Origin of the sequence: Pseudescherichia sp. (assembly GCF_031979925.1) — a bacterium.
Classification (GTDB): domain Bacteria; phylum Pseudomonadota; class Gammaproteobacteria; order Enterobacterales; family Enterobacteriaceae; genus Pseudescherichia.
Genome location: NZ_DALZFB010000003.1, coordinates 296,872 through 308,526 on the forward strand (window position 1 = coordinate 296,872; position 11,655 = coordinate 308,526).

General features: G+C 61.7%; 11 protein-coding genes. 7 read left to right on the forward strand and 4 right to left on the reverse strand.

What is annotated here, in order from left to right; genetic code table 11:
* The first annotated feature begins 9 nt into the window (after nt 1-9).
* Nucleotides 10-1,149 (forward strand): LPS O-antigen length regulator Wzz(fepE), encoded by a 1,140-nt coding sequence (gene wzz(fepE), locus RTM13_RS07685; protein ID WP_312211459.1) that lies wholly within the window; start codon nt 10-12, stop codon nt 1,147-1,149.
* Between the two features lie 86 nt (nt 1,150-1,235).
* On the opposite strand, the gene fepC is transcribed toward wzz(fepE), so the two are convergent.
* From fepC to fepD, 3 genes are read right to left on the reverse strand one after another with little or no spacing between them, the layout of a single operon-like run.
* Entirely contained in the window at nt 1,236-2,030 is a 795-nt protein-coding gene (gene fepC, locus RTM13_RS07690; protein ID WP_312211461.1) for an iron-enterobactin ABC transporter ATP-binding protein, read from the reverse strand.
* Nucleotides 2,027-3,019, reverse strand: coding sequence for an iron-enterobactin ABC transporter permease (gene fepG, locus RTM13_RS07695; RefSeq protein ID WP_312211463.1), 993 nt, complete (start codon nt 3,017-3,019; stop codon nt 2,027-2,029). The genes fepC and fepG overlap by 4 nt, the downstream gene beginning before the upstream one ends.
* Nucleotides 3,016-4,023 carry a Fe(3+)-siderophore ABC transporter permease gene (gene fepD / locus RTM13_RS07700; RefSeq protein ID WP_312211465.1) on the reverse strand — a complete coding sequence of 336 codons (1,008 nt, stop codon included), beginning with the start codon at nt 4,021-4,023 and terminating at the stop codon, nt 3,016-3,018. Before fepD ends, fepG begins: the two co-directional genes overlap by 4 nt.
* 112 nt (nt 4,024-4,135) lie before the next feature.
* On the opposite strand from fepD, the gene entS reads away from it, so the two are divergent.
* Complete coding sequence (gene entS, locus RTM13_RS07705) at nt 4,136-5,374, forward strand: enterobactin transporter EntS (RefSeq protein WP_312211467.1); 1,239 nt, start codon at nt 4,136-4,138, stop codon at nt 5,372-5,374.
* Here entS and fepB read toward each other — a convergent pair.
* A complete protein-coding gene (fepB, locus tag RTM13_RS07710) occupies nt 5,371-6,330 on the reverse strand; it encodes a Fe2+-enterobactin ABC transporter substrate-binding protein (protein ID WP_312211468.1) in 960 nt (319 codons plus the stop codon). The genes entS and fepB overlap by 4 nt on opposite strands.
* Nucleotides 6,331-6,515: 185 nt before the next feature.
* Between fepB and entC the strand changes: the two genes are divergently transcribed.
* Genes entC through entH form a run of 5 tightly spaced genes read left to right on the forward strand, consistent with a single transcriptional unit; the run spans nt 6,516 to nt 11,347 of the window.
* Complete coding sequence (entC, locus tag RTM13_RS07715) at nt 6,516-7,691, forward strand: isochorismate synthase EntC (protein ID WP_312211469.1); 1,176 nt, start codon at nt 6,516-6,518, stop codon at nt 7,689-7,691.
* Nucleotides 7,692-7,700: 9 nt separating this feature from the next.
* On the forward strand, nt 7,701-9,311 hold the full coding sequence (gene entE, locus RTM13_RS07720) for a (2,3-dihydroxybenzoyl)adenylate synthase EntE (protein ID WP_312211471.1): 1,611 nt from the start codon (nt 7,701-7,703) through the stop codon (nt 9,309-9,311).
* Between the two features lie 13 nt (nt 9,312-9,324).
* The gene (locus RTM13_RS07725) at nt 9,325-10,176 is read left to right on the forward strand and encodes an isochorismatase (RefSeq protein ID WP_312211473.1); all 852 of its coding nucleotides are present in this window, start codon (nt 9,325-9,327) and stop codon (nt 10,174-10,176) included.
* Complete coding sequence (gene entA, locus RTM13_RS07730) at nt 10,176-10,931, forward strand: 2,3-dihydro-2,3-dihydroxybenzoate dehydrogenase EntA (protein ID WP_312211475.1); 756 nt, start codon at nt 10,176-10,178, stop codon at nt 10,929-10,931. The genes RTM13_RS07725 and entA overlap by 1 nt, the downstream gene beginning before the upstream one ends.
* A gap of 2 nt (nt 10,932-10,933) precedes the next feature.
* Nucleotides 10,934-11,347 (forward strand): proofreading thioesterase EntH, encoded by a 414-nt coding sequence (gene entH / locus RTM13_RS07735; RefSeq protein WP_312211477.1) that lies wholly within the window; start codon nt 10,934-10,936, stop codon nt 11,345-11,347.
* The last annotated feature ends 308 nt before the right edge of the window (nt 11,348-11,655 follow it).

Sequence of the window (11,655 nt, forward strand, 5' to 3'; positions counted from 1 at the left end):
AGTTTATAGATGTCATCGTTAGAAATTAAACAGGATAATGAAGTGCAACTCCGCCACTATCCTGTCGAACCTCATCGCACTCAGGAAATTGATTTACTTACGCTTATTGATGTTCTGTGGACAGCTAAAAAACAAATTATCACCATAGCCGCAGTATTTGCCGTGATTGGTCTGTTAATTTCCTTTGTACTGCCGCAGAAATGGACCAGCGAAGCGGTCATTACCCCGGCAGAACAGACGCAGTGGCACGCTCTGCAGCAGGTTTTGATGGAGCTTCAGGTGCTGGACGTAGAGGCACCGGTCAACCAGGCTGATGTTTTTAACCAGTTCATAAAGACTTTTAGTTCGCAGTCGTTGCAGGAAGAGTATTTCAGCAACTCATCTTATATGAAGTCTCATTATCCCGATCTCACTCCCGATTCGCTAGAATTTCAGCGCGCGGTCGTCCGTCTGACAGAAAAAGTGAAGATCGTTGATAATGCTTCGCCAAAAAGCCCCGTTGAAGCCCCCTTTACCTCCTGGACGCTTGGCTTTACTGCATCAACGGCTGACGATGCGAAAGAGGTTCTGGAAGGCTATATCGATTATGTCGCGGCGAGAGTGGTCAACGAGACCACGGATAATATCCGTAATACGCTGGCGCTAAAAACGCGCTTCGAGCAGGAGAAGCTAAATCTCGATCGCGTTCGTCTGACTAACCAGCGTGATACAAAAATCCAGCGTCTTAATTACTCGCTGGAAGTCGCCAACGCTGCGGGCATCAAAAAACCGGTATATAGCAACGGCCAGGTGGTGAATGACGATCCGGACTTCTCTATTACGCTGGGCGCAGACGGTATCCAGGAAAAACTGCGCATTGAAAAATCGCTGAAGGATATTGCCGACCTCAATGCCGACCTGCGCACCCGTGAATATCATGTCGAGCAGCTGCAGAAGCTGAACGTTAAAGTCATTGAATTCTCACCATTTAAATATCAGCTCTCACCGTCACTGCCGATGAAGAAAGATGGTCAGGGCAAAGCGGTAATTACCATTCTGATGGGATTAGTCGGTATTATCGTTGCCGGTGGTATCGTTCTGCTGCGCAACGCGATGCTGGCGCGCACTTTACCGCCGGTTGCCCCGGAGATGGTGCTGGAGTCAGCATAAATGCCCGGCGGCGCTGCGCTTTCACGGGCCTACGGGTTAGGTAGGCCGGGTCAGCGTCAGCGCCACCCGGCATTAAAATCGGCGGGTCATCTTCTGCCCAGCGGCACCACCAGCGGCGTATGCGCCACCGGATCGTCGATAATCATACAGCGTAACCCGTAGACGGCCTCAATCAGCTCTGCCGTCACAATCTCCTTCGGCGCACCCTGGGCCACAATTTTCCCGTCCCGCAGCGCAATCAGATGGGTGGCATAGCGGCAGGCCTGGTTCAGATCGTGCAGCACCGCCGCCAGGGTATAGCCCTGCTCGCGGTTCAGCTCGCTAAGCAGTTCCAGCACGTCAATCTGATAGCTGATATCCAGCCAGGTGGTCGGCTCATCCAGCAGCATAATCGCCGTCTCCTGCGCCAGCACCATCGCTATCCATGCCCGCTGGCGCTGGCCGCCGGAGAGGGTATCCACGCTCTGCAAGGCGAGATCTGCCACGCCGGTGGCCTCCATTGCCCGCTGCACGGCGCGATCGTCCTCCTGCCGCCAGCGGGTAAACAGCGGCTGGTGCGGATAGCGGCCGCGGGAGACCAGCTCCTGCACCGTAATATCCCCCGGCGTGGTGGCATTCTGCGCCAGCAGGCCGATACGCCGCGCCACCTCTTTGCTGTTGAAGCGCTGGATCTGCTCGCCGTCCAGGTAGACGTGCCCCTGGGTGGGCGTCATCAGGCGGCTCAGGGTGCGCAGCAGGGTCGATTTGCCGCAGCCGTTGGGGCCAATAATGGCGGTAAAGTGGCCGTCGGGAATGGCAACGGAGAGATCGTCCGCCACCACCTTTTTACCGTAGCCGAGCGTTAACCGGTCCCCGCACAGACGGGCTGTTAAATCGGTCATTTTTTGCGGGACTCCTTGATTAACAGGACGATAAGGTAGATACCGCCCAGGCTTACGGTAACCACGCCGACCGGAAGCTGATAGGGAATAAACAGCTGCTGGGCGCAGAGATCGGCTGCCAGCAGCAGCAGCGCGCCGCAGAGCGCCGCCTGGGTCAGGCCCCAGCGCGCCGTGCCGCTAATGCGTCGGGCGATGTGCGGCGCAACCAGCGCCACAAAGGAGATCGGTCCGGCGAGAGCGGTCGCCGCCGCAGTCAGCACTACGGCCACCAGCATCAGCATCAGCCGCGAGCGCTCCACGCTCACCCCCAACGCACAGGCGCTGTCATCGCCCATCTCCAGCAGCCGCATCCGCCGCACCAGCAGCGCAGCGCAGACAAACATCAGCAGCAGGATCGGCGCGGAGGGCCAGGTTTTTGCCCAGGTCAGGCCGTTGAGCGAGCCGGCGTTCCACAGCCCGGCGGTGAGGGCCGTCTCCAGCGAGGCCTTAATCAACAGCCAGGTATTAAAGGCGATCAGCATTGCGCGAACGCCGATGCCGATAATGATCAGGCGAAAGGTCTCAATGCCGTTGCGCCAGGCCAGCGCCCACACGATCAGCGAGGTGAGGATCCCTCCGGCCATCGCTGCAAAGGCGATAGCGGTCAGATCCTGACCGTACAGCACCATTGCCACCAGCACGCCACTCCAGGCCCCGGTGTTAAAGCCCATCACGTCCGGGCTGCCCAGCGGGTTACGCATCAGCGACTGAAAGATGGCCCCGCTGACCCCCAGCGCGCCGCCGATAAGGATCGCCATCAGCACCCGGGGCAGACGCCACTCGTTGACCACCAGGGTAACGCCCCGCGGCGCATCGCCGGTAAAGGCGGCCAGCACCTGACCGGGAGAGAGCGGCACCGTGCCGCTGCACAGGCTCCACAGGGCCACCATCACGCTGGCACAGGTCAGCAGGAGGAGGCTAAAGAGTAAACGACGGGAGGGGGCGATCACATTGCACCTCCCCGACGGTGGCGACGCACCAGAAAGATCAATACCGGCGCGCCGATAAAGGCGCTCACCACTGACACCCGCAGCTCGCCCGGCACGATCAGCCTGCCAATGATATCGGCAAACAGCAGCAGGGCAGGGGTGGCGAGAAGGGTCACCGGCAGAGACCAGCGGTGATCGGCCCCCACCAGCCAGCGCGCCATATGCGGCATCATCAGGCCAATAAAGGCGATGGGGCCCGAGACGGCGGTGGCGCTGGCGCACAGCACGGTGATGGCCAGCAGACCCAGCAGTTGGGTGCGGGCTACCCTGCTGCCGAGAGCGGTGGCGGTATCGCTGCCGAGACTCAGGCTGTTAAGCGCCCGGCTAAGCAGCAGGGCAATCGCCCCGGCGACCAGCACCGGACCCAGTACAATACGCAGCGTTCGCAGGGTACGCACGTCGAGGGAGCCAGCCTGCCAGAAGCGCAGCTGGTCGTAGACGTCCGGGTTAAGCAGGGAGATGCCGCTGGAGAGACCCTCCAGCACTGCCGCCAGCGCAACGCCCGCCAGGGTGAGGCGCACCGGGCTCAGCTGCCCGCCGCCCGCGCTGCCGGTAAAAGCCACCACCAGCGAGGCCGCCAGCGCACCGCAGAAGGCCAGCGCCAGCTGCTCGGTGGGAGAGGAGAGACCCAGCAGCGCTGCCCCGAGCACGATGGCAAAGCTTGCTCCGGCGTTAACGCCAAGCAGACCGGGATCGGCGAGGGGATTACGGGTCAGGGTCTGCATCAGCGCCCCGGCGAGGCCCAGCGCGCCGCCGACCAGCAGCCCGGCCAGGGTGCGCGGCAGGCGGGCATCAAGCACAATCGTGCAGTCGGCGCTTTGGCAGGTGCCAGAGAGGGCATCCATTACAACGGAGAGGGGCAGTGGTTTGGCCCCGATCAGCAAGCTGAGCACGCCTGCAACCAGCAGCAGTAGCAATAATCCGCCCACGACCCACGGGCGTGCCGGATTAACGGAAAGCGACATAACAACGTCCCTGACGTGATAATGATAGTAATTATCGTTATCGATCTTATTGCGATATGTTAGCATGTGCGGCCTGAAAACTGGTATCAAAAGTTCGCATTAAGGCTTTGTTATGACCCGACAATCCTGGCTGATTAACGTCAGCCTGTTGAGAACCCACCCCGCGTTTCGCGCTGTTTTTATTGCTCGTTTTATCTCGATCGTGTCGCTGGGGCTGCTCGGCGTTGCCGTGCCGGTGCAGATCCAGGCTATGACCCACTCGAGCTGGCTGGTGGGACTGGCGGTAACCCTCACCGGCGGGGCGATGTTTATCGGTCTGATGGTCGGCGGCGTGCTGGCGGACCGTTACGAGCGCAAGCGCCTGATCCTGCTGGCGCGTGGCACCTGCGGTATCGGCTTTATTGGTCTCTGCCTTAATGCCATGCTACCCGAACCCTCCCTGCTGGCGATCTATCTGCTCGGCCTGTGGGACGGCTTTTTCGGCGCGTTGGGGGTGACGGCGCTGCTGGCGGCGACCCCGGCGCTGGTAGGAAGAGAGAACCTGATGCAGGCCGGAGCGATCACCATGCTTACCGTGCGCCTCGGATCGGTTATCTCGCCGATGCTTGGCGGCCTGCTCCTCGCCTCCGGCGGCGTGGTGTGGAACTACGCCCTGGCGGCTGCGGGAACCTTTATCACCACCCTGACCCTGCTGCGTCTGCCCCAGCTGCCGCCGCCGCCCCAGCCCCGTGAGCACCCGTTAAAATCGCTGCTGGCGGCGTTTCGCTTCCTGCTGCGTAGCCCGCTGATCGGCGGCATCGCTCTGCTGGGCGGTCTGCTGACGATGGCCAGCGCCGTGCGCGTACTCTATCCGGCACTGGCAATCCACTGGCAGATGTCAGCCGCCGAGATTGGTATCCTCTACGCGGCCCTGCCGCTCGGAGCGGCGCTGGGAGCGCTCACCAGCGGCAATCTGGTCCAGCGCCCGCGCCCTGGCGCGATTATCCTTTTCTCCACCCTTGGGGCCTTTGTCGCCATCGCCCTGTTTAGCCTGATGCCGGTCTGGCCGCTGGGGGTGCTGTTGCTGGCTCTGGCAGGCTGGCTGAGCGCCATCAGCTCGCTATTACAGTACACCCTGCTGCAAACCCAGACGCCAGAGGCGATGCTGGGCAGGATCAACGGCCTGTGGACGGCGCAGAACGTCACCGGGGATGCAATTGGTGCGGCGTTGCTGGGCGGGATGAGCGTGGCGATGACGCCTGCGGCTTCGGCCAGCGTCGGCGGGGTGGTGCTGGCGGTGACGGGGGCGGTACTGATTCTGGTGCTGGGTGAGCTGCGGCGTTTTCACCACAGCCCACCCGTTGACGCTTAACTGAACAGAGTAGCGAAGCGCTTGAGCAATAGCGTGGCGCTGTAGTAGTCGAGGCGGAAGGTCTCGGTGCCGAGAGCATAGACGCGCTTATTTTGCACCGCGCTTAGATGGCTCAGCAGCGGGTTAGCGTAGATGGCCTCGGCATCTTTCTCATTGCCTGCAAAGAGGAACAGCGCCTCGCCGTTCAGCCCGGCAGCGAGGTTTTCACCCCCCAACTGGACGATATCGTGGCGCTTGCCCTGGCTCTGGCTGGCGTGCAGCCCGCCGGGCAGGGTGGCGAGGGTAAAGCCGAGCTGCGAGAGCAGCTGCCCCTGGGCCGAGTCTGCGGTCCACAGGTTGGCACTGTGCGCCGCCGGGTTATAGACCAGAGCGCTTACCGGCTGCGGGGTCAGGGTCATCTGCTGTTTCACCTTCGCCAGCTGCTGATTAAAATCGCTAATCCGGGCTTTGGCCTGCTGCTCCTGGCCGGTGATCTCTCCAAGCTGGGTGAGCAGCGTCTGCCAGCTCTTATCGTCGTAGTTGATGATCAGCGTCGGGGCAATCGCGGAGAGCTGATCGTAAAGTGCCAGTGCCGAGTCACCCCCGGTAGCGCTGATCAGGATCAGATCCGGCATCTGGGCAGCAACCGCCTCGGCGTTCGGCTCGCCAATATAGAGCCGGGTCAGCTTGCGCGCTTTGGCAATTTCGCCCCACTGGCGCAGGAAGCCGTTCTCATCGGCGACGCGGTTGTTCGGCGCGGTTGCCCCGCTGGCGACCACCGGGGCGTCAATCGCCAGCAGCGAGCCGGTGAGCGTGACGCTGGTGGAGACAATGCGCAGGGGTTTATGATCGAGCGTATGAACGCCACGGCTGTCGGCGATCTGGCGGGGCCAGTCAGCGGCCTGGGCTACAGAAAGTCCTAAAACAAAAAGGCCCAGCGTCAGCAGGGACTTAAGCGAAAACGGGGAGAGTCTCACGGCGTGCATCCTGTTATTGTGCGGCTAATGCTTCTCATTTTCATCATTGCGCCGCCGGATGCAAGTTTTTAGCAGCACAAAACTGCGTCCTCTGAGGTTGACATCGCTCGGGATAACTCTTAGCTTACCGACCAAAATATAAATGATAATAATTCTTACTACTTTTATCGTTTTCGGAGAAGGATATGGATTCGTCACTGGCGGAGGAGACTCAGCTTACCGTGAACACGCTGGCATCAGACCAATTTTTCTTTATGTCGCCGTATCGCAGCTTCAGCACATCGGGCTGCTTTATGCGCATCAGCGAGCCGGCTAGCGGCGGGGACGACCTCAACGGCGCGTTCCAGCAGACGTTGGCCCAGGCGTTCAGCGAGGCCAAAAATCAGGGGATCGCTAAGCCGATTGTGGTGGGTGCCATTCCGTTTGATACTACTCAGCCCTCCGCGCTGTTTATCCCCCGCAGCTGGGAGAGCTTCTCCCGTCCGGCGAAACAGCACTCTGCGCGCTACTTCCAGGGGGGCGACGCCCTCAACGTGGTGACCCGTAAGGCCATTCCCGATCACCCGGTCTTTACCGATATGGTGGCCCGCGCCGCTGCCCTGACCGCCACCCCGCAGGTGGATAAGGTGGTGCTTTCACGCCTGATCGATATCACTACCGACAAACGCATTGACGGTGGAGCACTGCTGGAGCGGCTGATTGCCCAGAACCCGGCCAGCTTCAACTTCCACGTGCCGCTGCCCGACGGCGGCGTGCTGCTGGGTGCCAGTCCGGAACTGCTGCTGCGCAAAGAGGCATCGCACTTTAGCTCGCTGCCGCTGGCCGGCTCTGCCCGTCGCCAGCCGGATGACATGCTGGACCGCGAGGCGGGCAACAAGCTGCTGGCCTCTGAAAAGGATCGCCACGAGCATGAGCTGGTGACTCAGGCAATGAAAACCGTACTCGCGCCTCGCAGCCGTGAGCTGACGCTGCCAGCCTCGCCGCAGCTGGTTAATACCCCGACGCTCTGGCATCTGGCGACCCCTATTGAGGGGGTGGCGCAGGCGGAAGAGAACGCCCTGACGCTGGCCTGTCTGCTGCATCCGACCCCGGCGCTGAGCGGCTTCCCGCATCAGGTCGCAAAAGAGCTGATTGCCGGGCTGGAGCCGTTTAACCGCGACCTGTTCGGCGGCATTGTTGGCTGGTGCGACGCCGACGGTAACGGCGAGTGGGTGGTCACTATCCGCTGCGCACGCCTGCACGAAAACCAGGTCCGCCTGTTTGCCGGCGCCGGGATCGTTCCAGCCTCCTCACCGGAAGCCGAATGGCGCGAGACCGGGGTAAAACTCACCACCATGCTCAACGTTTTTGGTTTGCATTAAGGAGCAATCATGACAATTCCCTTTACCCGCTGGCCCGATGAATTTGCCCGGCGCTACCGTGAGAAAGGCTACTGGCAGGATCTGCCCCTGAGCGATATTCTGACCCGCCACGCCCAGAGCGATGCACTGGCGGTGATCGACGGCGAGCGTGAGTTTAGCTACCGCCAGCTGAATCAGGCGGCGGATAACCTGGCCGCATCACTGCAGGCGAAAGGCCTTCGCGCGGGGGACACCGCGCTGGTGCAGCTCGGTAACGTGGCGGAGTTCTACATCACCCTCTTTGCGCTGCTGAAAATCGGCGTCGCGCCGGTGAACGCCCTGTTCAGCCATCAGCGCAGCGAGCTGAACGCCTATGCGGCACAGATTAAACCAGCGCTGCTGGTGGCTGACCGCGATCACCCCCTGTTTAATGACGACCAGTTTCTGAATGGTTTTGTTGAAGAGCACGGCTCTGTGCAGGTTGTACTGCTGCGTAACGAAGCAGGCGAGCGTGCTCTGGAGGCGACTATTGCCCGTCCGGCGGAGAGTGCCGTCAACGCGCCGACGCCTGCCGATGAGGTGGCGTTCTTCCAGCTCTCAGGCGGCAGCACCGGCACGCCCAAGCTGATCCCGCGTACCCATAACGACTACTACTACAGCATTCGCCGCAGCAATGAGATTTGCCATTTCGATAATCAGACACGCTACCTCTGCGCGTTACCGGCGGCGCATAACTATCCGATGAGCTCCCCCGGTGCGCTCGGCGTCTTTTTGGCCGAAGGCTGCGTGGTGTTGGCCGCCGATCCCAGCGCCACTCTCTGCTTCCCACTGATTGAGAAGCACCGGATTAACGTCACCGCGCTGGTGCCGCCTGCCGTTAGCCTCTGGCTGCAAGCCATTCATGAGTGGGGCAGTAACGCCCAGCTGGCCTCTCTCAAGCTGCTGCAGGTAGGCGGCGCGCGGCTCTCCGCGACCCTCGCCGCACGTATTCCGGCTGAGATAGGCTGCCAGCTACAGCAGGTGTTCGGCATGGCCGAAGGGCTGGTGAACTACACCCGCCTTGATGACGGTATCGAGCGCATCAACAATACCCAGGGCTGCCCGATGTGCCCGGATGATGAAGTGTGGGTCGCGGACGCCGACGGCAATCCGCTTCCACGCGGTGAGGTGGGTCGCCTGATGACGCGCGGGCCGTACACCTTCCGCGGTTACTTCAATAGCCCGCAGCACAACGCCAGCGCTTTCGACGAGAACGGTTTTTACTGCTCCGGGGATCTGATCTCCATCGACGAGCAGGGTTATATCACCGTTCAGGGGCGCGAGAAGGATCAGATCAACCGCGGAGGCGAGAAGATTGCTGCCGAAGAGGTAGAGAATCTGCTTCTGCGCCATCCGTCTATTATCCACGCCGCACTGGTGAGCATGGAAGACAGCCTGCTTGGCGAGAAGAGCTGTGCGTACCTGGTGGTATCCCAGCCGGTGCGTCCCGTGGAGATCCGCCGCTTCCTGCGTGAGCAGGGCGTCGCAGAATTTAAACTGCCCGATCGCGTGGAGTGCGTGGACGCACTGCCGCTAACGCCGGTCGGCAAGGTCGATAAGAAAGAGCTGCGTCTGCGGCTGGCCGAACGGTCACAGGCGTAACAAAGGAGAGAGTATGGCAATCCCAAAATTAACCGGCTACGCGCTGCCTGCGGCCACCGAGATCCCGCAGAACAAGGTCAGCTGGGCCTTTGAGCCTGAGCGCGCCGCGCTGTTAATTCATGATATGCAGGACTATTTCATCAACTTCTGGGGCGAAAACTGCCCGATGATGGCCCAGGTGGTAGCGAACATCGCCGCCCTGCGTGAATTCTGCAAGCAGCACAATATTCCGGTCTACTACACCGCCCAGCCGAAAGAGCAGAGCGATGAAGATCGCGCCCTGCTGAATGACATGTGGGGACCGGGCCTGACCCGAAAACCGGAGGAGCAGCAGGTGGTTGCCGCCCTGGCCCCGGACGAGAACGACACCGTGCTGGTGAAGTGGCGCTACAGCGCCTTCCATCGCTCGCCGCTGGAGCAGATGCTGAAAGAGAGCGGGCGCAACCAGCTTCTCATCACCGGTGTCTATGCCCACATCGGCTGCATGACCACCGCCACCGACGCCTTTATGCGCGACATCAAGCCCTTTATGGTGGCTGACGCGCTGGCGGACTTTAGCCGCGACGAGCATCTGATGGCGCTGAACTACGTTGCCGGGCGCTCCGGGCGGGTGGTGATGACCGAGGATCTGCTTCCGGTACCGGTAAGCAAAGCCGCGCTGCGTGCCGTGGTGCTGCCGCTGCTCGACGAGTCCGACGAGCCGATGGATGACGAGAACCTGATCGACTACGGTCTCGATTCGGTGCGGATGATGGCCCTGGCGGCGCGCTGGCGTAAGGTCTACGGCGATATCGATTTTGTCATGCTGGCGAAAAATCCCACCATCGATGCCTGGTGGGCGCTGCTCTCCCGCGAGGTGGAATAGTGGCCGGGCTGGATTTCAACGGCAAGATCGTGTGGGTTACCGGGGCGGGGAAGGGCATTGGCTATGCGACGGCGCTGGCCTTTGTCGAGGCGGGAGCGCAGGTTATCGGCTTCGATCGTGACTTCAGCCAGGCTGACTATCCTTTCGCCTGTGAGGAGCTGGATATCGCTAATGCCGACCAGGTGGCGTCGGTGTGCCAGCGCCTGCTGGCCGCTACCCCGCGTCTCGACGTGCTGGTGAATGCGGCGGGGATCCTCCGCATGGGGGCAACGGACCTGCTCTCCCTGCTCGACTGGCAGCAGACGCTGGCGGTTAACGTCGGCGGCGCGTTTAACCTCTTCCAGCAGACCATGGCTCAGTTCCGTACCCAGCGGGGCGGGGCCATTGTCACCGTCGCTTCCGACGCTGCCCATACGCCGCGCATCGGCATGAGCGCCTACGGGGCCTCGAAGGCGGCGCTGAAGAGCCTGGCCCTGACGGTAGGGCTGGAGCTGTCCACCAGCGGCGTGCGGTGCAACATCGTCTCGCCTGGCTCCACCGACACCGATATGCAGCGCACGCTGTGGACCAGCGCGGACGCCGAGCAGCAGCGCATTCGCGGCTTTGGCGAGCAGTTTAAGCTGGGCATCCCGCTGGGCAAGATTGCCCGCCCGCAGGAGATCGCCAATACTATTCTGTTCCTCGCCTCCGACCTCGCCAGCCATATCACGTTGCAGGACATCGTGGTTGACGGCGGCTCGACGCTGGGAGCCTGAATATGATCTGGAAACGTCATCTCACCCTTGATGAGCTCAACGCTACCAGTAGCAACACCCTTGTTGCCCATCTGGGAATTGTCTATACCCGGCTGGACGACGACCTGCTGGAGGCGGAGATGCCCGTCGATGCGCGTACCCACCAGCCGTTTGGCCTGCTGCACGGCGGAGCTTCGGCGGCGCTGGCCGAGACCCTCGGCTCAATGGCGGGTTACCTGATGACCCGCGACGGCCAGTGCGTGGTCGGCACCGAGCTGAACGCCACCCATCACCGCCCGGTGTCGCAGGGGAAAGTGCGCGGCGTCTGCCAGCCGCTGCACCTCAGCCGCCAGAGCCAGAGCTGGGAGATTGCGGTATTTGACGAGCAGGGACGGCGCTGCTGTACCTGCCGTCTGAGCACGGCTGTATTGGGCTAATCCTCGTGTAGGCCCGGTAAGCGTAGCGCCACCGGGCGTTTCTGTGCTGACGTTGCAATGCCGGACGGCACTGCGTTTGCCGGGCCTACGGTGAGCACGGTGTGGTTTGTAGGCCTGGTAAGCGTAGCGCCACCGGGCGTTTCTGTGCTGACGCTGCCACGCCGGGCGGCACTGCGTTTGCCCGGCCTACGGTGAGCACGGTGTGGTTTGTAGGCCCGGTAAGCGTAGCGCCACCGGGCGTGACTGTGCTGATGCTGCCACGCCGGGCGGCACTGCGTTTGCCCGGCCTACGGTGAGCACGGTGTGGT

Bases quoted from the DNA above. Each gene is read 5' to 3' on its own strand.
- fepC (WP_312211461.1), bottom strand. From the start codon at position 2,030: ATGACCGATTTAACAGCCCGTCTGTGCGGGGACCGGTTAACGCTCGGC.
- fepD (WP_312211465.1), bottom strand. From the start codon at position 4,023: ATGTCGCTTTCCGTTAATCCGGCACGCCCGTGGGTCGTGGGCGGATTA.
- entS (WP_312211467.1), top strand. From the start codon at position 4,136: ATGACCCGACAATCCTGGCTGATTAACGTCAGCCTGTTGAGAACCCAC.
- entC (WP_312211469.1), top strand. From the start codon at position 6,516: ATGGATTCGTCACTGGCGGAGGAGACTCAGCTTACCGTGAACACGCTG.
- entE (WP_312211471.1), top strand. From the start codon at position 7,701: ATGACAATTCCCTTTACCCGCTGGCCCGATGAATTTGCCCGGCGCTAC.
- RTM13_RS07725 (WP_312211473.1), top strand. From the start codon at position 9,325: ATGGCAATCCCAAAATTAACCGGCTACGCGCTGCCTGCGGCCACCGAG.
- entH (WP_312211477.1), top strand. From the start codon at position 10,934: ATGATCTGGAAACGTCATCTCACCCTTGATGAGCTCAACGCTACCAGT.